Below are 24,522 nucleotides of genomic sequence, written 5' to 3' on the forward strand. Positions count from 1 at the left end.
GAACCCACCGTGGACACTGAAGAAGCGCAACGACAGCTGCTGATCGTCGAGGACGACGAAGCCTTTGCGCGCACGCTGGCCCGCTCGTTTGAACGGCGCGGCTATAGCGTGTTGCAGGCAGCGAGCCTGGCCGACGTAGAGGTGTTGCTGGAGCAGCACCAGCCCGGGTATGCGGTGGTGGATCTCAAGCTCAAGGGAGAGGCCTCAGGCCTGGCCTGCGTGCAGACACTGCACGCCGCTGACGACGAGATGCTGATCGTGGTGCTCACGGGTTTTGCAAGCATTGCCACCGCCGTGGAAGCCGTGAAACTGGGCGCGTGCCACTATCTCGCCAAGCCCTCCAACACCGACGACATTGAAGCTGCGTTTGGGCTCAAAGAAGGCAATGCCGAGGTGGAACTGACCAACCGTTCCAGTTCCATCAAGACGCTGGAATGGGAACGCATCAACGAGGTGCTGGCTGAAACAGGCTTCAACCTGTCAGAGGCCGCGCGGCGCCTGGGTATGCACCGCCGCACCCTCACACGCAAGCTCGAAAAGAAACAGGTGCGTTAGCCGCAACGGCTTTGGACCCGCCCTCCCCTGTTTCGGTGCCGATCCATCTCGCGGGGCGCAATCTGCACGGCCGGTCACGCGCTCCTGCGGCTCCCAAACAGCACTCAGGCAGCCTCAGGCACCGCCTTCAGCATCTGCTGCTCGAAAGCGCGCAAACGCTTGTAGATCGATATCTGTTCCACCACCGTGCTCCAGTTCAGCACCAGAAACTGGAACGACTCCAGCACCTTGTCAAAGGCCCGGGCAATCTGCTGCATCACCCCCAGGGTGATCACCCCCGCGATCAGCGTGGGGCCCAAAGCCACCAGGGGCACCAGCACACTCACCTGCAGGTAAGACCACTTCACCACATCGAAGTACAGGTAGTGGAAAAACAGCCGGAAGTAATTGCGGCGCACACCCGCGAACAGCTCAGCCGCCGTGGGCGGAGAAGCCCGGTTCGGGTCGTCCTCGCCCAGCACCAGCTCCTTGCGGTACGCCGCCTCCACCCGCTGGTTGTGAAACTCCAGCCCCGGTAGCTTCACACCCACGCAGGCCAGCAGCAGCGTGCCCCCCAGTGACCAGGCCAGTGCGACCCAGACCAGGGAATGCGGAACGGCGCCGATCAAGGGCAGCGCAGTGACTTTGTCGGACAGCGTCCAGAGCACCGGCAGAAAGGCCCCGAGCGTCATGAGGCTGCGCATGAAACTCAGGCCCAGATCTTCCATCGTGCGGGCGAAACGCATGGTGTCCTCCTGCACACGCTGTGCCGCACCCTCGATGTGCCGCAGGCGTGGCCAGGCCGCCATGTAGTGCTCATTCATCGCCTGCCGCCAACGAAAGATGTAGTGTTTGCTGAAAAAATCCGCCAGCACCGCCGTCGTCACATAGATCATGGCAATGCGCGCGAAGGTTGAAAGCTGTCCCCAGAACTGCTCTGCGGTGATGCTGCCAGGCTTACCCAGAGCCTCCTGTATGAGATCGTAAAAGCTGCCGAACCAGTCGTTGATCTGCACGTCCAGCTGCACACGGTAAGCCGTGGCCAGAAGAATGACGAGAGAACCCAAGATGGACCAGGCCCACCAGCGGCGGGCGAAAAAGAAGGACTTGAACATCGTAGTGCCGTGTTGGAATGGTTCTGCGAATTCTGAGTGCCACACGCAATGATCGTTCCGCAGTAAACAATGCCACTGATCGCCTGCCGCCGGGGCAGACACCGGCCAACCAGCCTTCGCACCGCGCGCAGACTCGGCGCCAGCCTCTGGCTAGCGCGGCCGGGCCCTTTGCTCCAGCCATTCCTGAGCCGCCTGCTGCCCACCCCAGCGCGACCAATCCAACGCGCTCTTTCCGTGCGGGTCTTTCTGCGAAAGATCCACTCCATGCTCATCCAGCCAACGCAGCACGGCCACCCGCCCTTTGGCTGCGGCCAGCATGGCGGGGGTCTCGCCTCGGCTGGCGGGCGCGGGTTCGGTCAGCGATTGCCCTTGCTCTTTGAGCCAATCCAGGCAAGGCACGCAGCCGCTTTGCGCGGCCATGTGCACGGGGCCCCAGTCCCAGCGGTTGCGGGCTTGCAGGCTGGCACCCGCCTGCACCAGGCGTTGCGCCACCGCCAGATGGCCGCCATAAAAGGCCCGCAGCAGGGCCGTATCGCCGCGCTCGCTGTCCTTGGCCGTCTGCCGCAGATCGGGCTCGGCCCCGGCTTGCAGCAGCGCCTCCACATGCGCCAACTGCCCCCGGTGGGCGGCCAGCATCAGCACGGAGGAGCCGGTGTCTGCCAGCAGGTTGGGGTTGGCGCCATCGCGCAGGGCCTGCGCCAGTGCGCTGGCATCGCCCGCGTTCTGAGCGTCCATCAGGCGGGCATCTGCAGGCGCCCAAATGCGCGATGAAGCCACTGCCGCAGGGGCTTGCAGTACAGCGCTGCGACCTGCCCCCCACACCGCACGCCCGCCATGGGCCCACCACACGAGCAAGCCAAAGGCCAAGAGCCATGCCCAACCACCCCAGGCTGGGCGTGAATGGGCAGCCACCTGGGGCCGCTGCGCCCCTGGCGTGAAGCGCCCCCGACGATCCAGCCACGCACGTGCCACGGCCTGGCCCACGGCCTGCGCGGCAGCCGTGCCGCTCAGCCCTGGTGTCAGCGTTTGCGAATGCCCTGATGCATCCTTGCCCAGCACCGCGTGGTAGGCCTGGGTCCCCGCCGTGAACTGCAGCTTGTGCACCAGCGACTGGCTGGACTCGCCTGGCAACGTCGCCACGCGAGACCAAACCCAAGAGCCGCGACGCACGACCAGGCCATCGTCCTGCACCCGCAGCGTCCACCGCCGGGTGGCGGCATGCAAGGCCCAGGCAGGCAGCACCAACACAGCCAACCAACCCCAAAAGCCGCTCGGCAGCACCAGGGCGCGGGGCTGGATGCGGTCGTTCACCCACCACTCCAGCGCCAGCAAAGCCAGGGCCACCGCCGCGGACCAGCGCCAAGCGGTCTGCGTGAACGCGAGGGACCAGGCATCTGGCGTCTCGGTCAAACGCACGCCAGGGGGAAGAAAGCCTGGGGATTCAGCAGACTTCCCCATGCCCGGTAGATCCAACGGCTGAGAGGCGGCATCGCGGCCCAAGACGACCTGCTCGATGGGGACTTCCTGCGTCCACTGCGCCCGCCGGTCAAAGCGGTCCGGCACCGAAGCGGCCTCAGCCCAGGACGGGGTGGCGGCCTGGACCGCCAGGTCATACGCCAGCTCCAGCGCACCATCGGCGCGCACCAGTTCCAGTCGCCAGTCCACCCGCTCGCCACCGCGCCGCGAACCATGGGTGGGGGAGTCATCAGGCAGTTCAAAACGCGCTACCAGTCGCATGCCGCCATCGCCCGTCGACTGGTGCCGCGCCGTGGCGTTCAGTACCTCCACCTGGCGCTCGGGCGAACCGGAGCTGGATTCGTCCACACGGTATTGCGCCAGCTGCATGCGCAGGTTTTCGGACCCCGCTTGCTGCACAGCCCGCGCAGGCAACACCAGCGTGATTTCGACCGATCGCCCCGCCGTGGGCCGCGATGGCAGGGCCGTCATACCAACCCCCTGGTAGCGCCAGGCCTTGCGGCTGTTCTGCCAGGCGGCAGCGACCAGGCCCACGCCGATCACCACAAAGACGCCCATGAAGCCCTTGGCCCACCAGGGCCCTTTGCCGTCCGACCAGAACAAGGCGGCCATAGGGAAAGCGATGCCACACCAGAATACCGCGAAGAACCACAGCGCCCCCTGCCCCTTGGCCAGGGAATGCGTTGGCTCCAGGTCTGGCACATCGTCCTGGGGGCGCCTCAAGATGCGCAGAAACATCCATGCAGCAGCCCCCCCGACGCCGGTGAACACCAGGGCAAACGGCAGCCGAAAAATTTGCAGCCGCCAGCGTATGCTGCGGTCCAGCAGGGCTTGGGCCGGGGCCTTGGGGTTGACCCAGGCGGTGATGGATTCGCCCCGCTCCTGCGCTTGGCGCAGGGCGCGGTGCCATTGCGCCTGCCAGTCGCCGACGTTGTCGGCACTGGAGTTCGGGTCCAGCCCCACGCGCTGCGCTTCGTACGTTTGGCCCGCCACGGTGTAGCGGTACCGGGCCAGCACCTGGTAGGTGGTGCCACCCTCGCTGCCCGCGTGCTGCTTCAGTTGCACATCCAGTACCTGGGCCGGCACAGGCTGCCATGAGCGCACGGTCCAGGCTGCCAGCGCCGTTTCAGCCAAGGGCCGCAAACCTGCCCAATACCCGCCGGCACCGAACACCACCGCAAAGATGGCGCAGAAAACCAGCAAAACCCCTCGTCCCATCGTGTTGCCCATGGCTCCCTCCTTTTGTTGTTGTTATGGATGTCTTGTTATGGGCTCCAGCATAGTGACGAATGAATGACGTTTGTGTGACACCCAAGGTGGGCCAAAAAAAAGCGGCCCCTGAGGGCCGCTTCTGTTGCGCAAAAAAACGCGAGGATCAGGCGGTGACGCCCTTGGCGGTTTCTGCGTACTCTTCGATCTGGTCGAAGTTCAGGTACTTGTAGATCGAAGCGCCGTCCTTGTTCACGATACCCATGGCTTCGTGGTATTCAGCCACCGAGGGGATCTTGCCCAGCTTGGACGCGATGGCGGCCAGCTCGGCGGAGGCTAGGAACACGTTGGTGTTCTTGCCCAGGCGGTTGGGGAAGTTGCGGGTGGAGGTGGACACCACCGTAGCGCCTTCGCGCACCTGCGCCTGGTTGCCCATGCACAGCGAGCAGCCGGGCATTTCGGTACGGGCGCCGGCAGCACCAAAGTTGGCGTAATGGCCTTCCTTGATCAGTTCGCTCTCGTCCATCTTGGTGGGCGGTGCCACCCACAGCTTGACGGGGATGTCACGGCTACCGCCGAGCAGCTTGGCGGCCGCGCGGAAGTGGCCGATGTTGGTCATGCAAGAGCCGATGAAGGCTTCATCGATCTTGGTGCCGGCCACTTCCGACAGGGTTTTGGCGTCGTCCGGATCGTTGGGGCAGCACAGTATGGGTTCCTTGATGTCGGCCAGATCGATCTCGATGACGGCCGCGTATTCGGCATCCTTGTCGGCTTCGAGCAGGTTGGGGTTGGCCAGCCAGGCTTCGACCTTCTCTATGCGGCGCTGCAGCGTGCGGGCATCGGCATAGCCGTCAGCGATCATGTTCTTCATCAGCACCACGTTGCTGGTGAGGTATTCCTTGACCGGCTCAGGGTTGAGCTTGATGGTGCAACCGGCGGCGGAACGCTCTGCCGAAGCGTCCGACAGCTCAAACGCTTGCTCGACCTTCAGGTTGGGCAGGCCTTCGATTTCGAGGATACGGCCCGAGAAGATGTTCTTCTTGCCCGCCTTGGCCACCGTCAGCAGACCGGCCTTGATCGCGTACAGAGGAATCGCGTGCACCAGGTCGCGCAGCGTCACGCCCGGCTGCATTTCGCCCTTGAAGCGCACCAGCACCGACTCGGGCATGTCCAGAGGCATCACGCCCGTAGCAGCGCCGAAAGCCACCAGGCCAGAGCCTGCGGGGAACGAAATACCGATGGGGAAACGCGTGTGTGAATCGCCACCCGTACCCACGGTGTCAGGCAGCAGCAGGCGGTTGAGCCAGCTGTGGATCACGCCGTCGCCAGGACGCAGGGCCACGCCACCACGGTTGCTGATGAACGCAGGCAGTTCGCGGTGGGTCTTCACGTCCACGGGCTTGGGGTAGGCCGCCGTGTGGCAGAACGACTGCATGACCAGGTCGGCCGAGAAGCCCAGGCAGGCCAGGTCTTTCAGCTCGTCGCGGGTCATCGGACCGGTGGTGTCTTGCGAGCCTACGGTCGTCATCTTGGGTTCGCAGTAGGTACCGGGGCGCACGCCCTGGCCTTCTGGCAGACCCACGGCGCGGCCAACCATCTTCTGAGCGAGGGTGAAGCCGGCCTTCGAAGCGGCAGGTGCCTGGGGCAGGCGGAACAGCGTGGAGGCTGGCAGGCCCAGGAACTCGCGGGCCTTGGCCGTCAGCGAACGACCGATGATGAGGTTGATACGGCCACCGGCACGCACTTCGTCAAACAGCACATCGCTCTTGAGCTTGAACTCGGCCACGGTGGCGCCGTTCTTCACGATCTTGCCGTCGTAGGGCAGGATGTCGACCACGTCGCCCATTTCGAGCTTGGACACATCGACTTCGATCGGCAGCGAGCCCGAGTCCTCCTGCGTGTTGAAGAAGATGGGAGCGATCTTGCCGCCCAGGGTCACGCCGCCAAAACGCTTGTTCGGCACGAACGGGATGTCCTGGCCGGTGGCCCAGATCACGCTGTTGGTGGCCGACTTGCGGCTGGAGCCGGTGCCCACCACGTCGCCCACGTAGGCCACGAGGTTGCCCTTCTTCTTGAGGTCTTCGATGAACTGCATCGGACCACGCTTGCCGTCTTCTTCGGGCTTGAACGCCGCATCAGGGCGGGTGTTCTTCAGCATGGCCAGGTAGTGCAGCGGGATGTCTGGGCGGCTCCAGGCATCCGGTGCGGGCGACAGGTCGTCAGTGTTGGTCTCACCGGGCACCTTGAACACCGTGACGGTAATCTTCTTCTCGACCTCAGGACGGGTGGTGAACCACTCGGCATCGGCCCAGCTCTTGATGACTTCCTGCGCCTTGGCGTTGCCTGCCTTGGCTTTCACAGCGACGTCATTGAAGAAGTCGAACATCAGCAGCGTCTTCTTCAGACCCTCTGCGGCCACACCTGCCACTTCGGCATCGTCCAGCAATTCAATCAGCGGGTGCACGTTGTAGCCACCCACCATGGTGCCCAGCAGTTCCGTGGCCTTGGCCTTGGAGATCAGACCCACGGTGATGTCGCCGTGCGCCACGGCAGCCAGGAAGCTGGCCTTGACCTTGGCAGCGTCGTCCACGCCAGGCGGCACACGATGGGTGAGCAGGTCAAGCAAAAAGGCCTCTTCACCAGCGGGTGGGTTCTTGATCAATTCGATCAGCTCAGCCACCTGCTTGGCGTCCAGGGGCAGAGGGGGGATACCCAGTGCGGCGCGTTCGGCAGCATGGTCTCGGTAGGCTTTCAACATTGTTTTCTCCAGTTGCGTTCTAAAGTGGGGCGTAGCGTGTAGCGTTCGGCTCGGCACACACCAGTCGTTGATGGGTGCGCGCGGTTTTTTATTTGGTGGCGGGCAGCGGGTCCAGCACGCTCACAGGCGGGTTCTTCTTGATGGCTTCTGCCACCACCACCTGCTCAGGGCTCATGCACTCGTCAGCCAGACGCTGACCAGCGCGCTGGTTCATCAGCATGGATTTGTTGGCGATCTGCAGCCACACGGCACCACCCTTGGCGTCCTCCAGGCGCACCGTGCCCGTGGTCGTCGCGACCGGCGACATGTAGTACTTGAAACCCTTGCCTTCCACATGGAAGTGGCCTGGGGTGGCGGGATCGGCTGTCACAGTGACAAAAGCACCGAGCTCACAGGGCATGCGCCCCACGTGCACGCGCTCTGCAATCGCCAGTTCGGCGGGCGACAGGGCTGCTTCAGCGGCGATGATGCCGGCCGCCACCTGGTTGGTGGCGCTCTTGAGCTGGGTACGGCTGCTGGTGGGTTCGGCCTTGGCAGTGGCATGGCTCTTGGCGGGAGCCTTGGCTGCGGTCTTGCCCTCTGCTGGCTTGGCGGCCGTCTTGGCGGTTGGCTTGGCAGCGGGTTTGGCTGCAGCCTTGGTGTCGGACTTGGCCGCTGGCTGGGCTGTTGTTTGTGCCAAGGCAAAGGCCGGAGCCAGCAACATGAGAGCGGAGGCAATGACGAATTTCATGGGAAGTCCTGCGTGGAAATGTCCAGGGGTGTTCACGATGGAACGAGAGTCGATGCGTCAAACCAGTGACGCACCGCCAAGGGTAGTGCGCGCCCAGTGCTGTGGGCGCGCTCCAGAATCTGCCAATAAAAGCGGTAGCTGGCACGGTCATGCAATACCCCATCCACACTGATGGGTGCCCAGTCCTCCAAGGCTGCCGCCGAAATGATCCGGGCTGCGGTGTCGATATCGTCCTGCAGGGGCGCAAAGGCCTGCAGGATGGTGCGGATCTGCGCCGGATGGATGCTCCACATCCGTGTGTAGCCCAGCTCGCGCGATGCGCGGCCGGCAGCACCTTGCAGGGCTGCCATGTCCGAAAACTCAGTCACCACGCAATGGGAAGGCACCTTGCCATGCGCGTGGCACGCCGAGGCGATTGCGAGCTTGGCACGCACCACCAGCGGGTGCGTGAACTGCCCGGCAGAGGTCATGGCCTGCGCGGGAATGGCGCCTCCATGGGCGGACACAAAATCCATGAGACCAAAACTCAGGCTCTGGACGCGGGGGTGGGAAGCGATTTCAAAAGCGCGCTGCACGGCAGCGGGGGACTCGATCAACACATGCAGAGGCACATGAGCCGCCGACGCGCGCTCCAACGCACGTTCAGCCAACAGCACATCATCCACCGACTCGACCTTGGGCACCATGAGATGACACAGCCTGTGTCCTGCCTCGCCCACAATGGTGGCGACATCATTGGCAAAAGCTGGGTGATCCACCGCATGAACACGAGCCGCTACCCGAGCCTCTGGAGCCGCAGCGGCTGCCAGGCGTGCCACCAGCGACGCATGCTGGGACTCCAGCCCGACAGGCGCGCCATCTTCACAATCGAGAGTGACATCAAAGACGCAGGTGCCAAATTCCTGCGTCATCTCTGCCTGCAATTGCAGGCTTTTGCGCATGCGCACTTCCACGCCGCTGTAGTGGTCGCAGACTGGCAGAAAACCAGTCTGCGCCTGGGCGCCGAGCAACACATCGCGCGGATGGACGGACGCAACGCCCAGCCCCGGTACAGAGGCTTGGACGGCCCGAAGGCCCGATGCCAAAGGCGTCGGCTGCATCGCGTCGTTTACCAGCTTGATTACAGCAGGTGCTTGACGCCGTCTTGCTCGCCTTGCAGTTCGGCCAGCGTGATGTTGATACGCTCTTGCGAGAACGCGTCGATGTCCAGACCTTCAACAATCTTGTACTCGCCGTTTTCGCAGGTCACGGGGAAACCAAACATCGTGTCCTTGGGAATGCCGTATTCGCCGTTGGATGGAACACCCATGGTGACCCACTTGCCGTTGGTGCCCAGGGCCCAGTCGCGCATGTGGTCGATGGCGGCATTGGCTGCAGACGCTGCCGACGACAGGCCACGGGCTTCAATGATGGCGGCGCCGCGTTTGCCAACGGTGGGCAGGAATGTGTTGGCGTTCCACTCCTGATCGTTGATCATCTTGGCCACGCTTTCGCCCTTGATGGTGGCAAAACGGTAGTCGGCGTACATCGTGGGCGAGTGGTTGCCCCACACGGTCAGCTTTTCGATGTCGGCCACAGCCTTGCCGGTCTTGGCGGCGATCTGGCTGGCAGCGCGGTTGTGGTCCAGGCGCAGCATGGCCGTGAAGTTCTTGCGTGGCAGGTCAGGGGCCGACTTCATGGCGATGTAGGCATTGGTGTTGGCAGGGTTGCCCACCACCAGCACCTTCACGTCACGCGAAGCCACGGCATTCAGGGCCTTGCCTTGTGCCGTGAAGATGGCGCCGTTGACGGCCAGCAGCTCGGCACGCTCCATGCCAGGGCCACGTGGGCGCGAGCCGACCAGCAGTGCGTAGTCGGCATCCTTGAAGGCCGTCATGGGATCGCTGTGGGCGGTCATTTCGACGAGCAGCGGGAAGGCGCAGTCGTCCAGCTCCATCATCACGCCCTTGAGCGCCTTTTGAGGGCCTTCGACAGGGACTTCGAGCAATTGCAGAATGACCGGCTGGTCCTTGCCCAGCATTTCGCCGGAGGCGATACGGAACAGCAGTGCGTAACCGATTTGACCGGCGGCGCCGGTGACAGCAACGCGAACGGGCTTCTTGCTCATGGTGAAAACTCCAGGAAGTGAGGAAAACAGGTGTGAGTGCAACGCAAGCACCAGCGCCTGTCACCAGTAGCCCGTGCCCCGCAAAACAGCATTGGAGTTTACCCCTGATTGGACACCCCGGTCAATTTGTCTTATGTCTTATATAAGATATGATTGCACCCCGTTTGTCGTTCGATTGTCATGTGGCAACCGCACTGCCGCACCACAACACACGCACAACTTACAGATCCCACACCATGTCATCGCTTCCGTTCGCAGCAGACAGCCCCGCGCCCCCGCAGAGCGCAGCGGGAGCCGCCACGCCAGCGTTCAGCCCGCTGTACCAACAGATCAAGGGGCTGATCCTGCAAAGCCTGCAGCAGGGCGAATGGAAGCCTGGCGAGGCCATTCCGAGCGAAATGGAGCTGGCTGCACGTTTTCGCGTCAGCCAGGGCACCGTACGCAAGGCGATTGACGAACTGGCCGCAGAGAACCTGGTGATGCGCCGGCAGGGCAAAGGCACTTTTGTCGCCACCCACGCCGAGCAGCATGTGCAGTACCGATTTCTGAAGTTGTTGCCCGACACCGGAGACGCCCGCGTGGAAGGCCCTGCGCAGCGCCGCGTGATCGATTGCCGCCGCGTGCGGGCCAACGCCGATGTGGCCCGTGCACTGGCGCTGCGCAGCGGCGATGCCGTCATGCAGGCCCGGCGCATCCTATCGTTTGCAGGAGTGCCCACCATTTTGGAAGACATCTGGCTGCCCGGACAAGCCTTCAAAGGCCTGACGGCCGAGCAGCTCGCCAACTACCAGGGACCGACCTACGCCATGTTCGAACTCGACTTTGGCGTGCGCATGGTGCGGGCCGAAGAAAAAATCCGCGCCGTGCTGCCCGACGAGGAACAAGCCCAGCTGCTGCAAATCACACCCGTCACACCGCTGCTGAGCGTCGAGCGCATTGCCTACACCTACAACGATGTTCCCATGGAGTTACGCCGCGGGCTGTATCGCACCGATACCCACCACTACCGTAATGAATTGAGCTGACAGCAGGCTGGCACCCGAGCATTAACGTCGAAAATTTCAAGCCCGGCTAAACCCTTGTGTTGCGTTGCAATAGAATTTTGCGTTCTTTGCATCTTCAAATTACAAAGCAGTTACATCCACGAAAGCACCAGAAATGACAGAACTAGCCAAAAAACGGCCTGAATTCCGCAACATCAATGCCTTCAAGGACTTGACGACCTACCGCATGACGCCTGCCGCGTGGGTTTCGATCTTGCACCGCGCCAGCGGACTGATCATGTTCCTGCTGCTGCCTTTCATCATCTGGATGTTCGACACCTCGGTGTCTTCCGAAATCTCGTTCGCCAAATTCTCGGCGGCCTTCAATATCGGCATCGGTTTTGTACCCGGCTGGTTCATCAAGCTGGTCGCTCTGGCCCTGATCTGGGCCTATCTGCACCACTTCACTGCCGGCCTGCGCCACCTGTGGATGGACGTGAGCCACAGCGCCGTGAACAAGCAATTTGGCAAGAGCTCTGCCCTGACCGTTCTGGTCATCAGCATTGGGCTGGCCCTGGTGCTGGGCGCCAAGCTTTTCGGTCTGTACTGATCAACCCACAAAAACGGCGGTTGCTGCCAGCCAGCGCCTGCTGAAGAACGAGAGGAAATTTCCATGTCCGTCAATTACGGTTCCAAGCGCGTCGTCGTCGGCGCCCACTATGGCCTGCGCGACTGGCTCAGCCAGCGTGTCACGGCAGTCCTGATGGCACTGTTCACCCTGGCCCTGCTGGCCCAGGTCATCTTCTCCAAAGGCCCCATCGGCTACGACAAATGGGCGGGCATTTTCTCGGCCCAATGGATGAAGGTGCTGACCTTCTCCGTGATCGTCGCGATTGCCTGGCATGCGTGGGTCGGCCTGCGCGAAGTCCTGATGGACTACATCAAGCCCGTGGGCCTGCGTCTGGCACTGCAAGTGTTCAGCATTGTCTGGCTGGTCAGCTGCGCCGGCTGGGGCATCCAGGTTCTGTGGCGTCTCTGATTCCCGCGATTGAAGGTACACAATGAGCTACACACAAGCCAACATCACCAAGCGCAAGTTCGACGTCATCATCATCGGAGCCGGCGGCTCCGGCATGCGGGCATCCCTGCAACTGGCCCGCGCGGGCCTGAACGTTGCGGTTCTCTCCAAGGTGTTCCCCACCCGTTCGCACACCGTCGCTGCCCAGGGCGGCATCGGCGCGTCGCTGGGCAACATGTCCGAGGACAACTGGCACTACCACTTCTACGACACCATCAAGGGCTCCGACTGGCTCGGCGACCAGGATGCGATCGAGTTCATGTGCCGCGAAGCCCCCAAGGTCGTGTACGACCTGGAACACATGGGCATGCCCTTTGACCGCAACACCGACGGCACGATCTACCAGCGCCCCTTCGGCGGCCACACCGCCAACTATGGCGAAAAGCCCGTGCAACGCGCTTGCGCTGCAGCCGACCGCACCGGCCACGCCATGCTGCACACGCTGTACCAGCAAAACGTCAAGGCCCGCACCAACTTCTTCGTGGAGTGGATGGCCCTGGACCTGATCCGCGACGCCGACGGTGACGTGGTGGGCGTGACGGCGCTCGAGATGGAAACCGGCGACCTGCACATCCTCGAAGCCAAGACCACGCTGCTGGCCACTGGCGGCGCAGGCCGCATTTTTGCTGCCTCGACCAACGCCTTCATCAACACCGGTGACGGCCTGGGCATGGCCGCACGCGCCGGCATTCCGCTGGAAGACATGGAGTTCTGGCAGTTCCACCCCACCGGCGTGGCCGGCGCGGGCGTGCTGCTGACCGAAGGCTGCCGCGGTGAAGGCGCAATTTTGCTCAACAGCAATGGCGAGCGGTTCATGGAGCGCTATGCGCCCACCTTGAAGGACCTGGCACCGCGCGACTTCGTGTCCCGCTCGATGGACCAGGAGATCAAGGAAGGCCGTGGCTGTGGTCCCAACAAGGACTACGTGCTGCTCAAGCTGGACCACCTGGGCGCAGAAACCATCCACAAGCGCCTGCCCTCGGTGTACGAAATCGGCGTCAACTTTGCCAACGTGGACATCACCAAGGAGCCGATCCCTGTGGTGCCCACCATCCACTACCAGATGGGTGGCATTCCCACCAACATCAACGGCCAGGTGGTGGTGCAGCAAGGCGGCAATGACAACCTCGTGGTCAACGGCCTGTACGCGGTGGGCGAATGCTCTTGCGTATCGGTGCACGGCGCCAACCGCCTGGGCACCAACTCGCTGCTGGACCTGCTGGTGTTCGGCCGCGCAGCCGGCAACCACATCGTTGAGTTCAACGACAAGAACAAGAACCACAAGCCCCTGCCCAAGGATGCGGCCGACCGCACCCTGGAGCGCCTCAACCGCCTGCAAGGCGCCAGCAGCGGCGAATATGCCCAGGACGTGGCCAACGACATCCGCGCCAGCATGCAACTGCACGCCGGTGTGTTCCGCACGCAAGCGAGCATGGACGAAGGCGTCAAGAAGATCGCCGAGCTGCGCAACCGTGTGAACAGCGTGGGCCTGAAGGACCACTCCAAGGTGTTCAACACCGCGCGCATCGAAGCGCTGGAAGTCGAGAACCTGATCGAAGCTGCGCAAGCCACGATGGTGTCTGCCGCTGCCCGCAAGGAATGCCGTGGTGCCCACACCGTGAGCGACTACGAGCGCCCCGCAGACGATCCAGTGGCACCACTGGGCCGCGACGATGCCAACTGGATGAAGCACACCCTGTGGCACAGCGAGAGCAACAGCCTGACCTACAAGCCCGTCAAACTCAAACCCCTGACCGTGGACTCAGTTCCGCCCAAGGTTCGCACGTTCTAAACGGATACAGGAGCACCCACCATGGCAAAACGCACCTTCCAAATCTACCGCTACGATCCTGACAAGGACGCCAAGCCCTACATGCAGACCGTCGAAGTCGAGCTCGACGGCAGCGAACGCATGCTGCTGGACGCCCTGATGAAGCTCAAGGCGCAAGACCCCACCCTGTCGTTCCGTCGCTCCTGCCGCGAAGGTGTTTGTGGCTCGGACGCCATGAACATCAACGGCAAGAACGGCCTAGCCTGCCTGACCAACATGAACACGCTGCCCGGCACCGTGGTCCTGAAGCCCCTGCCCGGCCTGCCAGTCATCCGCGACCTGATCGTGGACATGACGCAGTTCTTCAAGCAGTACAACTCCATCAAGCCGTACCTCGTCAACGACAACGTGCCGCCCGAAACCGAGCGCCTGCAGTCGCCGGAAGAGCGCGAAGAGCTGAACGGCCTGTACGAGTGCATTCTGTGCGCCAGCTGCTCCACCAGCTGCCCCAGTTTCTGGTGGAACCCCGACAAGTTCGTGGGCCCCGCTGGCCTGCTGCAGGCCTACCGCTTCATCGCCGACAGCCGCGACGAAGCCACCACGGAGCGCCTGGACAACCTGGAAGACCCGTACCGCCTGTTCCGCTGCCACACCATCATGAACTGCGTGGACGTGTGCCCCAAGGGTCTGAACCCCACCCGGGCCATCGGCAAGATCAAGGAATTGATGGTGCGCCGCGCCATCTGAGCGCGGCCCGTTCATCGTCCTACACACCGGTCCATGCAAACGCTATCCACCCCATCCATCGCGCCAGAGGCGGCCTCGCCGCTGCTGGACGAACGCGAGCTGAGCAAGCTGCACTGGCGCTGCCGGCGCGGCTTGCTGGAGAACGACTTGTTCATCGAGAAGTTCTTCCACCGCTTCGAATCGACGCTGACGCGGCGCCATGCCCAGGGCCTCAACGCGTTGATGGATCTGGCGGACAACGACCTGCTGGACCTGCTGCTGCGGCGGCGAGAGCCCTCGGGCGAACAAGACACACAAGAAGCGCGTGAAGTGCTCGGCATGCTGAGACAAAGCGGTGGCGCCACGGCAGTGCATGCCTGACACCCAGCCCTCGCACCAAGACCGGATTCGTATCGGCAACCTACCCAAGGAAAGTAACAATGAAGCTAGCTGACAACAAAGCCACCCTGTCGTTCAGTAACGGCAGCCCCAGCGTGGACCTGCCGGTCTATCAGGGCAGCATCGGCCCGGACGTCATCGACATCCGCAAGCTGTATGCGCAGACGGGCATGTTCACCTACGACCCGGGCTTCCTGTCCACAGCAGCCACCCAGTCGGCCATCACCTACATCGATGGCGACAAGGGCGAGTTGCTGTACCGCGGCTACCCCATTGAGCAGTTGGCTGAGAACTGCGACTTCCTGGAAACCTGCCACCTGCTGCTGTACGGCGATCTGCCCAACGCAGCACAAAAGACCGACTTCACCAGCCGCGTGACCAACCACACCATGGTCAACGAGCAGATGCAGTTCTTCCTGCGTGGCTTCCGCCGCGACGCGCACCCCATGGCTGTGCTGACCGGTCTGGTGGGTGCCCTGTCGGCCTTCTACCACGACAGCACGGACATCAACAATCCGCAGCACCGCGAGATCGCCGCGATCCGCCTGATCGCCAAGATGCCCACGCTGGTCGCAATGGCCTACAAGTACGGCATGGGCCAGCCCTACATGTATCCGCAGAACCACCTGAGCTACGCAGGCAACTTCCTGCGCATGATGTTCGGTACGCCCTGCGAAGAGTACAAGGTCAACCCCGTGCTGGAACGCGCGCTGGACCGCATCTTCATCCTGCACGCTGACCACGAGCAGAACGCCTCGACCTCCACCGTGCGCCTGTGCGGCTCGTCGGGCACTAACCCGTTCGCCGCCATCGCCGCGGGCGTGGCCTGCCTCTGGGGCCCTGCCCACGGCGGCGCCAACGAAGCTGCACTGAATATGCTGTACGACATCCAGGCCCAAGGCGGCGTGGAAAAGATCGGCGACTTCATCAAGCAGGTCAAGGACAAGAACTCTGGCGTCAAGCTGATGGGCTTTGGCCACCGCGTGTACAAGAACTACGACCCCCGCGCCAAGCTCATGCAAGAGACTTGCAATGAAGTGCTGGCCGAGCTGGGCCTGGAAAACGACCCGCTGTTCAAGCTGGCCAAGGAACTGGAAAAGATCGCCCTGGAAGACGACTACTTCGTGCAGCGCAAGCTCTACCCGAACGTGGACTTCTACTCTGGCATTGTGCAGCGCGCCATCGGCATCCCGGTGAACCTGTTCACCGGCATCTTCAGCCTGGCCCGCACCGTGGGCTGGATTGCCCAGCTGAACGAAATGATCGGCGACCCCGAGTACAAGATCGGCCGCCCCCGCCAGCTGTTCACCGGCTCCGTGCGCCGCGACGTGCCTCCCCTGGCCAGCCGCTGATCGGTGCGGCGCACTGCGCCGCACCCGCGCCCCACAAAGCCCGCAGGCAGTGCCTGCGGGCTTTTTTCATGGCTCATCGAGAGGGGTTCACTGCCAATTTTCGAATACTCCCCCTGAGTAATAGCCCTTTTAATGCCCGTAGCGCAATCAGCATATGTGCTTGTCTTTTATACTGCCACCCAGTACACCCCAGTGAACGACCAGCCAGCCGCCTGACCATGCCCCACACTGCCGAGGACAAACAACGCGCCATCACACGCCTGCGCCGCATCAAGGGCCAGGCCGAGGCGCTGGAGCGCGCGGTGGAAGCGGGCAGTGACTGCGCCCCCATCCTGCAGCAGCTGGCGGCCATGCGTGGCGCCGTGCACGGACTGATGGCCGACCTGCTCGACAGCCACGTGCGCGAGACGCTGGCGGAAAAACCGGCCCCGTCCCAGCAAGCCATTGACGAAACGCTGGCGCTGCTTCGCTCTTACCTCAAATAGACCACCCACCCGCATTCGCTACCCGATTGACCGAAAGGACCACCCCATGAAATCCCGCGCCGCCGTTGCCTTCAAAGCCGGAGAACCCCTGCAGATCGTCGAGATCGACGTCGCCCCGCCCAAGAAGGGCGAAGTGCTCATCAAGATCACCGACACCGGCGTATGCCACACCGACGCGTTCACCCTGAGCGGTGACGACCCCGAAGGCCTGTTCCCCGTGGTGCTGGGCCATGAAGGCGCGGGCATCGTGGTGGAAGTGGGCGAAGGCGTGACCAGCGTGAAGCCCGGCGACCACGTCATCCCGCTCTACACCGCCGAATGCGGCGAGTGCCTGTTCTGCAAGAGCGGCAAGACCAATCTGTGCGTGAGCGTGCGCGCCACGCAGGGCAAAGGTGTGATGCCCGATGGCACCACGCGCTTCAGCTACAACGGCCAGCCCATCTACCACTACATGGGCTGCAGCACGTTCAGCGAATACACCGTGGTGGCCGAGGTCTCGCTCGCCAAGGTCAACCCCAACGCCAACCCCGAGCAGGTCTGCCTGCTGGGCTGCGGCGTGACCACGGGCCTGGGCGCCGTGAAGAACACCGCCAAGGTGCAAGAGGGCGACACGGTGGCCGTGTTCGGCCTGGGTGGCATCGGCCTGGCCGTGATCCAGGGCGCCAAGCTGGCCAAGGCCGGGCGCATCATCGCCATCGACACCAACCCCTCCAAGTTCGACCTGGCTAAGGTGTTTGGCGCCACCGACTGCGTGAACCCCAAGGACTTCGACAAGCCCATCCAGCAGGTCATCGTCGAGATGACAACCTGGGGCGTGGACCACAGCTTTGAGTGCATCGGCAACGTGAACGTGATGCGCGCTGCGCTGGAATGCGCGCACCGGGGCTGGGGCCAGTCGGTCATCATCGGCGTGGCCGGTGCCGGGCAAGAGATCAGCACCCGCCCCTTCCAACTCGTCACCGGCCGCAAGTGGATGGGGACGGCGTTTGGCGGCGTCAAGGGCCGCAGCGAGTTGCCCGGCATGGTCGAAGACGCGATGGCCGGCAAGATCCAGCTCGCGCCCTTTGTGACCCACACCATGGGCCTGAAGGACATCAACGAAGCCTTTGACCTGATGCACGAAGGCAAGTCCATCCGCTCGGTCGTCAAGTACGCTGCTTAACCCTGCACAGCGCCAGCGCCCACAGCCCCTGAGACCACAGGGCACTCTGGGTGCTGGCCCTGGCGGGCCATGACAAACGGCCTGGAGCCGGTTTTTAGGCTCCCTACCAGCGAAAAATGCCTCAAGCGCTACGAAATATTGCCTGAGCAGCTATCAATTCAAGAGCAAACACCATGACCACTCCCCTGGACCTGCTCAGCCAGCACGCCTGTTTTGGCGGAGAGCAGCGCTTTTACCAGCACACCTCCACCACCATCGGCCTGCCGATGAAGTTCTCGGTGTACCTGCCGCCCCAGGCACAACAGGGCCCTGTGCCCACCGTGTTGTACCTGGCCGGGCTGACCTGCACCGAGGAGACCTTTGCCATCAAGGCCGGAGCCCAGCGCCTAGCGGCCGAACTGGGCCTGGCCCTGATCGCGCCCGACACCAGCCCGCGCGGCGAGGCCGTGTTGGCTCTGCCCGGCGCCACAGCCAGCTGGGACTTTGGCGTGGGCGCGGGCTTCTACCTCGACGCCACGCAGAGTCCCTGGAACACGCACTGGCGCATGGAGAGCTACCTGCTGCAAGAGCTGCTGCCCTTGGTGGGCCAGCACCTGCCCATCGACGGGCAGCGCCTGGGCATCTTTGGCCACAGCATGGGCGGCCATGGCGCTCTCACGCTGGCCCTGCGCCACCCCGGCCGCTTCAAGACGGTGTCGGCCTTTGCGCCCATCTGCGCGCCCACCCAGTGCCCCTGGGGCGAAAAGGCCTTCACCGGTTACCTGGGCCCCGACCGCACCACCTGGCTGGAGCACGATGCCACGGTGCTGATGCAGCACCAGCCCATCGCGCCCTACCCGGCAGGCATCCTCATCGACCAGGGGCTGGACGACAAATTCCTGGCCGACCAGCTGCACCCCCACCTGTTCGAGGCCGCGTGCCAGGCCATCGGCCAGCCGCTCACGCTGCGCCGGCACACGGGTTACGACCACGGCTACTACTTTGTGCAGAGCTTTGTGGGCGACCATTTGGCCCACCATGCACGGGGTCTTGGCGCCGGACATTAATGCGCGCTTAAGCAACTGGCAGCACACTAGGGGGCTATGCTTTTGTCCCTGCGGCGCCTGCTGCCCTTTGCCTCGGCTTCACGCTCGGAGCCTCCCTCCGCCTCCCCTGCACCCCGCCCCCTGCACCCCGCATGGGTGGTGGTGCTGGTCAGCACCTGGCTGGCCACGGCCTGCAACGTCCCGCTGTGGCAAGAGGTGGCCCAGCTGCCCGGCCAGGGCAGCCTGCGTGGCTGGGGCTTTGCGCTGGCGTTTGCGCTCATCGTCGCGGCGGGCAACGCGGCGCTGCTGAGCCTGCTGGCCTGGCGCTGGACGCTCAAGCCCGCCGTGCTGGTGCTGGTGCTGATGGCCGCGTTCGGCGCGTACTTCATGCTGGCCTACGGCATCGCCATCGACGCCAGCATGCTGGTCAACGTGATGCAGACCGACGTGAAGGAAGCAGGCGACCTGCTCAACCTGCGCATGCTGGGCACCGTGCTCATCCTGGCCGTGCCGCCGCTGTTGTGGCTGTACCGCCGCCCGGTGCAGCGCCTGACCGCGTTGCGCCATGTGGCGCACAACGGCCTGCTGCTGGCAGGCTCCATCGCCGTCATCGTGGTGTGCCTGCTGCTGGTGTTCCAGGACTTTGCATCGACCATGCGCAACCACACCAAGCTGCGCTACCTGATCAACCCGCTCAACAGCGTGTACGCGCTGGGCAACATTGCCACCAAGCCCCTGCGCATGGACACCAGCAAGATCCTGCCCCTGGGCCGTGACGCCCAGCTGGGCGCCAGCTACGCCAGCCAGGCCAAGCCCCCGCTGCTGGTGCTGGTGCTGGGCGAGACGGGCCGCAGCGGCAACTTTGGCCTGAACGGCTATGAGCGCGACACCACCCCACGCCTGTCAGCCCGCAAAGACCTGGTGAGTGCGCGCAATGCCTGGTCCTGCGGCACCAGCACCGCCGCGTCGGTGCCCTGCATGTATTCGCACCTGGGCCGCACAGGCTACGAAGGCCGCTCGGCCAACTACGAAAGCTTGATCGACGTGCTGCACCACGCCGGCCTTGCGGTGCTGTGGGTGGACAACCAGTCGGGCTGCAAGGGCGTGTGCGACCGCGTGGGCGAGACCATTACCAGCACCCAGAAAGACCCAGCGCTGTGCGCTGGCGGCGAGTGCCTGGACCGCGTGATGCTCAAGGACCTGGACGCCCAGATCGCCGCCCTGCCCGCCGAGCAGCGCCAGCGTGGCACCGTGGTGGTGATGCACCAGATGGGCAGCCACGGCCCCGCGTACTACAAGCGCTCTGCGCCCGAGAACAAGAAGTTCGGCCCCGAATGCACCTCCACCGCGCTGCAGGAATGCCAGCGCGAGCAGGTGGTCAACGCCTACGACAACAGCATTGTCGAGACCGACCATTTCCTCGATTCAGTGCTCCAGTGGCTGGGAGCGCAGGAACAACATGCCCAGACAGCTATGATTTACGTAGCAGACCATGGTGAGTCGCTGGGCGAGAACAACATCTACCTGCACGGCCTGCCCTACTCCATTGCCCCCGACGTGCAAAAACACGTACCCTGGATCACCTGGCTGTCACCCACCATGCAGGCGCGCACCCACCTCGCCACGGGCTGCCTGCAGCAAGACCTGGGCGAGCGACGCATCACGCACGACCACTACTTCCACTCGGTACTGGGCCTGATGGATGTGAAGACCGAGGCGTACAACACCGAGCTGGACATGTTTGCCGCGTGCCGCAAGCCCGCCGCGGCGGGCTGAGGCGGACCGAAGCGGGGCCAGGCGGACGGCCCCGGCAGCCCTGTGCCACAAAGGTGTGGCGCAGGGCGCAGCCAGCTCAGCTCCCTTGGGGCAACAACAGAATCTTGCCGATGCTGGCGCCAGACTCCATGCGCCGATGGGCCTGTGCAGCATCGGCCAGTGCAAATGTACTGTCGATCACCGGCCGGATCACTCCAGCGGCCAAGGCTGGCAGCCACTGCTGGGCAAACCGCTGCACCATGGCCTGCTTGACCTCGGGCGGGCGGGACTTCATCACGGTGCCAAAAATCTGCAGGTGGCGGTACAGCAGCACATCCATGGGCAGCTCCGCACCCTGCGCACCGCCCAGCAGCCCCACCGACACCAGGCGTCCGCCGTCGGCCAGCGACCGCACATTGCGCTGCAGGTACGGAGCCCCGATGAAGTCGATCACCACATCCACGCCCCGGCCCTGCGTGGCCTGTTCCACCACCGTCTGAAAGTCTTCGCTGCGGTAGTCGATGAACACATCGGCCCCGCAGCCCAGCACGGCGCCGCGCTTGTCGCCCCCCGCCGTGGCAAACACGCGCGCACCCGCCGCATGGGCCAGCTGCACGGCGGCTGACCCCACGCCGCCCGCCGCCGCATGGATCAGCACCGACTCGCCCGCGTGCAAGCGCGCCAGGTGGAACAGCGCCTCGTGCGCGGTCACGAACACCTCGGCCACGGCGCCAGCGGCAACCAAGTCCATGCCCGCAGGCACCGGCATGGCCATGCGGTGATCAATGCGTGACAGCTCGGCGTAGGCCCCGCCGCCCACGATGCCCATCACGCGGTCGCCCACGGCAAAGCCTTGCACCTCGGGCCCCATGGCGACCACCGTGCCCGCAATCTCCAGCCCCATGGTGTCGGCATCGCCAAAGTAGGCGCGGCCATAGGCCCCTTTGCGGTGCAGCAGGTCGGCCCGGTTGACGCCTATGGCGGCGTTGCGCACCAGCAGGTCGTGCGGGCGCACCTCGGGGACAGGGATCTCGCGCGCCACCAGCACTTCCGGGCCGCCGAAGTCATCGAACACGACGGCTCGCATGGTGCGTTGGGGGTTTGCAGGTTGTTCGGCCGCTGGTGTGGACATGGGTGTTGCTCCTCAAGCAATGGTTTCAGTGCCTTGAAGGATAGGGCTCCACGCAGTGATTTAAACGCAGCAATTTTGCTCTACAGAGATGCAAATTTGCATCACACTCACCCCTCATCCGCAACCTCCATACGGCCATGAACTGGGACGACACCCGCATCTTTCTTGCCCTCACCCGCGCGCCCTCCTTGCGCGCCGCCGCGCGCAGCCTGGGCGTGGACCAGGCCACCGTCGGGCGGCGGCTGAACGCGCTGGAGGCCGAACTGGGCGCCAAGCTCTTCCTGCGTGCCAAGGACGGCTACCTGCTCACCGCTGCAGGCGAGACAGCGCTTGCCGCCGCCCGCCGCATGGAAAGCGCGGCCCTGGACCTGCGCACCCGCATCGAGGGCCAGGACACCAGCCCTGGCGGCCTGGTGCGTGTGACCAGCACTGACTCGATCGCCATCGACCTGCTGATGCCCGCCATTGAGCGCCTGCAGCAGCACTGGCCCCACATCCGCGTGGACCTGGAGGTGTCCACCCAGTTGCTCAGCCTCAGCCGCCGCCAGGTGGACATCGCTTTCCGCAACGTCCGGCCCGAGACGCCCGACCTCGTGGTGCGCCGCGTGGTGTCGTGGCCTGTGGGCCTGTTCGCCAGTGCGGGCTACGTTGAGCGTTTTGGCATGCCGGTGCCAGAGGACGAACTGCGCGGCCACCACCTGGTGGCCTACGCGCCTTACCTGGAGCAAAGCCCGTTTCTGACCATGGCGGGCGTGCCTGCGCGCCAGGCCCGGATTGCGCTGGCCGTGCGCTCCAGCCTGTTGGTGCGCAAGGGCGTGGCGGCGGGCATTGGCCTGGGTGAAATGCCGGTGTGGATGGGGGCGCGCGAAGGCCTGGTGCGCATCTGGCCCGAGCGCCGCCGGGCGACAGACTACGAGGTCTGGCAAGTCATGCACCCCGACCTGCAACGCACGGCCCGGGTGCGCGCCACCGCAGAGTTTCTGTCCGAGGCATTCCAAGTCCAGCAGGCGCCCCATGCCGATGGAGCAGGCACCACCGGGCCGGGCCGCCACTGCAGCACCGGATGCACCATACTCTGACGCAGACCCATACCCCTTGCGCCCCAACATGCCACACACCATTCACCACCAGGAACAGGACGCCAAAGGTGCGTTCTACATCGAGCACAACAACCAGCGCCTGGCCGAGATGACCTACAGCCGCACCAACGCCACGATGATCATCGTGGACCACACCGAGGTGGACCCATCGCTCAGCGGCCAGGGTGTGGGGCGCGCGCTGCTCGACGCACTGGTCCAATGGGCCAGGGCCACAAGCACCAAGGTGGTCCCGCTGTGCCCATTTGCCAAGGCGCAGTTCGACAAGGACGCGTCTTTGCGGGACGTGCTGGTGTAAACAGGCCTGCCGACAGCGGTGCCCGCCAGGGGCGGTCCATTGCTGGTCACTGCGGGTCATGGCAAAGAACGCCCTTGCCCCTGGATGGGCGGCGCAACCCGCGCGCATCGGTGGTGGAGTGACTCCAGCCCGGTCGGCCCACAGCCGCTGAAGACGCCAGGCGCCTTCAGGTAGAAAATTCCGCCATGAATCAAAGCGTCATTTACGCTCTGGGCGCTGCGGTGCTGTTCGGCGCCAGCACCCCATTTGCCAAGCTGCTGACGGGCGACCTGCCACCGGTGCTGCTGGCAGGCCTTCTGTATCTGGGCAGCGGCCTGGGACTGGCCCTGGTGCGTGTGGTCCGCGATGGCGGGCTCAAGCCCTCTGGCATTCCCTTGAATGAATGGCCCTGGCTCCTGGGCACCGTGCTATTTGGAGGCGTGGTGGGGCCGGTGGCGCTGATGCTGGGACTGCACTCCACCAGCGGCGCCACGGCTTCGCTGCTGTTGAATCTGGAAGCGGTGCTGACCGCAGTCATTGCCTGGTGGGTGTTCAAAGAAAACGCCGACCGGCGCATCGTGGGGGGCATGCTTGCCATCGTGGCGGGAGGCATTGCCCTGGGCTGGCAGACCGGCTCTCCGTGGCAACCCGGCGGCACGGGCTCCTGGCTGGTGGGCCTGGCCTGCTTGTGCTGGGCCATCGACAACAACCTCACACGCAAGGTTTCTGCCTCCGACGCGCTCTTCGTTGCCAGCATCAAGGGCCTGATCGCGGGGTCGGTCAACACCACGCTGGCCATCAGCATGGGCGCCGCCTGGCCTTCGTGGGCCACACTGTCTGCAACGATGGCTGTCGGCCTTTTAGGATACGGACTGAGCCTTGTGCTGTTTGTGCTGGCATTGCGCGGGCTCGGCACAGCCCGCACGGGAGCGTACTTCTCCACCGCGCCCTTCATGGGGGTGGTTGTGTCCTTGTTGGTGTTCTCGGAACCAACGTCATGGGTGTTCTGGATGGCCGCTGCGCTGATGGGCCTGGGGGTGTGGTTGCACCTCACGGAACACCACAGCCATGAGCACCAACACGAAGCGCTGGAACACGAGCACGAACACGAACACGACGAGCACCACCAGCACGCGCACGGCGTAGAACATCGCGGCAGCGGCAAACACAGCCACCGACACACGCACCTGCCACTGAAGCACACACACCCGCACTACCCGGACATCCACCATCGGCATGTCCATTGAGACCGAACACCCGCTTGTGGCGGGGCCGTCCCTTTGCAGGCAGCACGGCATTCAGCGTTAAGCGCCCCCCAGTCATCACCAAGGGACGCGCCGTTGGCGGGCCC

General features: G+C 64.1%; 22 protein-coding genes. 15 read left to right on the forward strand and 7 right to left on the reverse strand.

The features are described from left to right. The first annotated feature begins 9 nt into the window (after positions 1 to 9). Positions 10 to 555: a response regulator transcription factor gene (locus tag ACTJKQ_RS18340; RefSeq protein ID WP_056064872.1), complete on the forward strand. Its 546-nt coding sequence runs from the start codon at positions 10 to 12 to the stop codon at positions 553 to 555. 104 nt (positions 556 to 659) lie between these two features. Here ACTJKQ_RS18340 and sbmA read toward each other — a convergent pair whose 3' ends face one another. From sbmA to ACTJKQ_RS18370, 6 genes are all read right to left on the reverse strand, one after another. Then, a complete protein-coding gene (gene sbmA, locus ACTJKQ_RS18345; protein ID WP_056064875.1) occupies positions 660 to 1,649 on the reverse strand; it encodes a peptide antibiotic transporter SbmA in 990 nt (329 codons plus the stop codon). Positions 1,650 to 1,799: 150 nt separating this feature from the next. Beyond that, positions 1,800 to 4,355 carry an ankyrin repeat domain-containing protein gene (locus ACTJKQ_RS18350; RefSeq protein ID WP_440597662.1) on the reverse strand — a complete coding sequence of 852 codons (2,556 nt, stop codon included), beginning with the start codon at positions 4,353 to 4,355 and terminating at the stop codon, positions 1,800 to 1,802. Between the two features lie 145 nt (positions 4,356 to 4,500). Further along, positions 4,501 to 7,092, reverse strand: a complete 2,592-nt coding sequence (acnB, locus tag ACTJKQ_RS18355) for a bifunctional aconitate hydratase 2/2-methylisocitrate dehydratase (protein ID WP_099730771.1) — start codon at positions 7,090 to 7,092, stop codon at positions 4,501 to 4,503. Positions 7,093 to 7,180: 88 nt separating this feature from the next. Further along, positions 7,181 to 7,822, reverse strand: coding sequence for a hypothetical protein (locus ACTJKQ_RS18360; RefSeq protein ID WP_056064883.1), 642 nt, complete (start codon positions 7,820 to 7,822; stop codon positions 7,181 to 7,183). Between the two features lie 32 nt (positions 7,823 to 7,854). Continuing rightward, complete coding sequence (locus tag ACTJKQ_RS18365) at positions 7,855 to 8,922, reverse strand: HpcH/HpaI aldolase/citrate lyase family protein (protein WP_436079188.1); 1,068 nt, start codon at positions 8,920 to 8,922, stop codon at positions 7,855 to 7,857. A 20-nt stretch (positions 8,923 to 8,942) separates the two neighbouring features. Then, positions 8,943 to 9,929, reverse strand: coding sequence for a malate dehydrogenase (locus ACTJKQ_RS18370; protein ID WP_056064888.1), 987 nt, complete (start codon positions 9,927 to 9,929; stop codon positions 8,943 to 8,945). A 236-nt stretch (positions 9,930 to 10,165) separates the two neighbouring features. On the opposite strand from ACTJKQ_RS18370, the gene ACTJKQ_RS18375 reads away from it, so the two are divergent. From ACTJKQ_RS18375 to ACTJKQ_RS18425, 11 genes are all read left to right on the forward strand, one after another. Next, positions 10,166 to 10,954 carry a GntR family transcriptional regulator gene (locus ACTJKQ_RS18375; protein ID WP_056064891.1) on the forward strand — a complete coding sequence of 263 codons (789 nt, stop codon included), beginning with the start codon at positions 10,166 to 10,168 and terminating at the stop codon, positions 10,952 to 10,954. A 133-nt stretch (positions 10,955 to 11,087) separates the two neighbouring features. Beyond that, positions 11,088 to 11,522 (forward strand): succinate dehydrogenase, cytochrome b556 subunit, encoded by a 435-nt coding sequence (sdhC, locus tag ACTJKQ_RS18380; RefSeq protein ID WP_056064896.1) that lies wholly within the window; start codon positions 11,088 to 11,090, stop codon positions 11,520 to 11,522. 63 nt (positions 11,523 to 11,585) lie between these two features. Further along, entirely contained in the window at positions 11,586 to 11,951 is a 366-nt protein-coding gene (gene sdhD / locus ACTJKQ_RS18385) for a succinate dehydrogenase, hydrophobic membrane anchor protein (protein WP_015015055.1), read from the forward strand. Positions 11,952 to 11,973: 22 nt separating this feature from the next. Further along, positions 11,974 to 13,782: a succinate dehydrogenase flavoprotein subunit gene (sdhA, locus tag ACTJKQ_RS18390; RefSeq protein ID WP_008906046.1), complete on the forward strand. Its 1,809-nt coding sequence runs from the start codon at positions 11,974 to 11,976 to the stop codon at positions 13,780 to 13,782. Positions 13,783 to 13,803: 21 nt separating this feature from the next. Continuing rightward, positions 13,804 to 14,508, forward strand: coding sequence for a succinate dehydrogenase iron-sulfur subunit (locus ACTJKQ_RS18395; protein ID WP_015015057.1), 705 nt, complete (start codon positions 13,804 to 13,806; stop codon positions 14,506 to 14,508). A gap of 33 nt (positions 14,509 to 14,541) precedes the next feature. Further along, positions 14,542 to 14,868 carry an FAD assembly factor SdhE gene (locus ACTJKQ_RS18400; protein ID WP_056064900.1) on the forward strand — a complete coding sequence of 109 codons (327 nt, stop codon included), beginning with the start codon at positions 14,542 to 14,544 and terminating at the stop codon, positions 14,866 to 14,868. A 59-nt stretch (positions 14,869 to 14,927) separates the two neighbouring features. After that, the gene (locus ACTJKQ_RS18405) at positions 14,928 to 16,238 is read left to right on the forward strand and encodes a citrate synthase (RefSeq protein WP_056064903.1); all 1,311 of its coding nucleotides are present in this window, start codon (positions 14,928 to 14,930) and stop codon (positions 16,236 to 16,238) included. Between the two features lie 218 nt (positions 16,239 to 16,456). Continuing rightward, positions 16,457 to 16,723 (forward strand): metal/formaldehyde-sensitive transcriptional repressor, encoded by a 267-nt coding sequence (locus ACTJKQ_RS18410; protein WP_056064906.1) that lies wholly within the window; start codon positions 16,457 to 16,459, stop codon positions 16,721 to 16,723. A gap of 46 nt (positions 16,724 to 16,769) precedes the next feature. Beyond that, positions 16,770 to 17,885 carry an S-(hydroxymethyl)glutathione dehydrogenase/class III alcohol dehydrogenase gene (locus ACTJKQ_RS18415; protein WP_440597663.1) on the forward strand — a complete coding sequence of 372 codons (1,116 nt, stop codon included), beginning with the start codon at positions 16,770 to 16,772 and terminating at the stop codon, positions 17,883 to 17,885. Positions 17,886 to 18,058: 173 nt separating this feature from the next. Continuing rightward, positions 18,059 to 18,931 carry an S-formylglutathione hydrolase gene (gene fghA / locus ACTJKQ_RS18420; protein ID WP_440597664.1) on the forward strand — a complete coding sequence of 291 codons (873 nt, stop codon included), beginning with the start codon at positions 18,059 to 18,061 and terminating at the stop codon, positions 18,929 to 18,931. Positions 18,932 to 18,967: 36 nt separating this feature from the next. After that, the gene (locus tag ACTJKQ_RS18425; RefSeq protein ID WP_440597665.1) at positions 18,968 to 20,686 is read left to right on the forward strand and encodes a phosphoethanolamine transferase; all 1,719 of its coding nucleotides are present in this window, start codon (positions 18,968 to 18,970) and stop codon (positions 20,684 to 20,686) included. Positions 20,687 to 20,762: 76 nt separating this feature from the next. On the opposite strand, the gene ACTJKQ_RS18430 is transcribed toward ACTJKQ_RS18425, so the two are convergent. Continuing rightward, positions 20,763 to 21,797 carry an NAD(P)H-quinone oxidoreductase gene (locus tag ACTJKQ_RS18430; RefSeq protein ID WP_440597666.1) on the reverse strand — a complete coding sequence of 345 codons (1,035 nt, stop codon included), beginning with the start codon at positions 21,795 to 21,797 and terminating at the stop codon, positions 20,763 to 20,765. Between the two features lie 137 nt (positions 21,798 to 21,934). Here ACTJKQ_RS18430 and ACTJKQ_RS18435 point away from each other — a divergent pair, with 137 nt between their 5' ends. The 3 genes from ACTJKQ_RS18435 to ACTJKQ_RS18445 all read left to right on the forward strand — a co-directional run bounded on the left by ACTJKQ_RS18435 (position 21,935) and on the right by ACTJKQ_RS18445 (position 24,418). After that, complete coding sequence (locus ACTJKQ_RS18435; protein ID WP_440597667.1) at positions 21,935 to 22,876, forward strand: LysR family transcriptional regulator; 942 nt, start codon at positions 21,935 to 21,937, stop codon at positions 22,874 to 22,876. Between the two features lie 28 nt (positions 22,877 to 22,904). Continuing rightward, complete coding sequence (locus ACTJKQ_RS18440; RefSeq protein WP_440597668.1) at positions 22,905 to 23,192, forward strand: GNAT family N-acetyltransferase; 288 nt, start codon at positions 22,905 to 22,907, stop codon at positions 23,190 to 23,192. Between the two features lie 185 nt (positions 23,193 to 23,377). Beyond that, on the forward strand, positions 23,378 to 24,418 hold the full coding sequence (locus ACTJKQ_RS18445; protein ID WP_440597669.1) for a DMT family transporter: 1,041 nt from the start codon (positions 23,378 to 23,380) through the stop codon (positions 24,416 to 24,418). The last annotated feature ends 104 nt before the right edge of the window (positions 24,419 to 24,522 follow it).

The sequence above is a fragment of the Acidovorax sp. 22279 genome (genome assembly GCF_052045435.1).
In the GTDB taxonomy this organism is placed as follows: Bacteria; Pseudomonadota; Gammaproteobacteria; order Burkholderiales; family Burkholderiaceae_C; genus Acidovorax; species Acidovorax delafieldii.

Coding starts and splice junctions, on each gene's coding strand:
- sdhA (WP_008906046.1), top strand. CDS start 11,974: ATGAGCTACACACAAGCCAACATCACCAAGCGCAAGTTCGACGTCATC.
- ACTJKQ_RS18425 (WP_440597665.1), top strand. CDS start 18,968: ATGCTTTTGTCCCTGCGGCGCCTGCTGCCCTTTGCCTCGGCTTCACGC.
- ACTJKQ_RS18400 (WP_056064900.1), top strand. CDS start 14,542: ATGCAAACGCTATCCACCCCATCCATCGCGCCAGAGGCGGCCTCGCCG.
- ACTJKQ_RS18430 (WP_440597666.1), bottom strand. CDS start 21,797: ATGTCCACACCAGCGGCCGAACAACCTGCAAACCCCCAACGCACCATG.
- ACTJKQ_RS18405 (WP_056064903.1), top strand. CDS start 14,928: ATGAAGCTAGCTGACAACAAAGCCACCCTGTCGTTCAGTAACGGCAGC.
- acnB (WP_099730771.1), bottom strand. CDS start 7,092: ATGTTGAAAGCCTACCGAGACCATGCTGCCGAACGCGCCGCACTGGGT.
- ACTJKQ_RS18440 (WP_440597668.1), top strand. CDS start 22,905: ATGCCACACACCATTCACCACCAGGAACAGGACGCCAAAGGTGCGTTC.
- sdhC (WP_056064896.1), top strand. CDS start 11,088: ATGACAGAACTAGCCAAAAAACGGCCTGAATTCCGCAACATCAATGCC.
- ACTJKQ_RS18445 (WP_440597669.1), top strand. CDS start 23,378: ATGAATCAAAGCGTCATTTACGCTCTGGGCGCTGCGGTGCTGTTCGGC.
- ACTJKQ_RS18395 (WP_015015057.1), top strand. CDS start 13,804: ATGGCAAAACGCACCTTCCAAATCTACCGCTACGATCCTGACAAGGAC.
- sdhD (WP_015015055.1), top strand. CDS start 11,586: ATGTCCGTCAATTACGGTTCCAAGCGCGTCGTCGTCGGCGCCCACTAT.
- ACTJKQ_RS18415 (WP_440597663.1), top strand. CDS start 16,770: ATGAAATCCCGCGCCGCCGTTGCCTTCAAAGCCGGAGAACCCCTGCAG.
- ACTJKQ_RS18370 (WP_056064888.1), bottom strand. CDS start 9,929: ATGAGCAAGAAGCCCGTTCGCGTTGCTGTCACCGGCGCCGCCGGTCAA.
- ACTJKQ_RS18375 (WP_056064891.1), top strand. CDS start 10,166: ATGTCATCGCTTCCGTTCGCAGCAGACAGCCCCGCGCCCCCGCAGAGC.
- ACTJKQ_RS18410 (WP_056064906.1), top strand. CDS start 16,457: ATGCCCCACACTGCCGAGGACAAACAACGCGCCATCACACGCCTGCGC.
- ACTJKQ_RS18360 (WP_056064883.1), bottom strand. CDS start 7,822: ATGAAATTCGTCATTGCCTCCGCTCTCATGTTGCTGGCTCCGGCCTTT.
- ACTJKQ_RS18350 (WP_440597662.1), bottom strand. CDS start 4,355: ATGGGCAACACGATGGGACGAGGGGTTTTGCTGGTTTTCTGCGCCATC.
- ACTJKQ_RS18435 (WP_440597667.1), top strand. CDS start 21,935: ATGAACTGGGACGACACCCGCATCTTTCTTGCCCTCACCCGCGCGCCC.
- fghA (WP_440597664.1), top strand. CDS start 18,059: ATGACCACTCCCCTGGACCTGCTCAGCCAGCACGCCTGTTTTGGCGGA.
- sbmA (WP_056064875.1), bottom strand. CDS start 1,649: ATGTTCAAGTCCTTCTTTTTCGCCCGCCGCTGGTGGGCCTGGTCCATC.
- ACTJKQ_RS18365 (WP_436079188.1), bottom strand. CDS start 8,922: ATGCAGCCGACGCCTTTGGCATCGGGCCTTCGGGCCGTCCAAGCCTCT.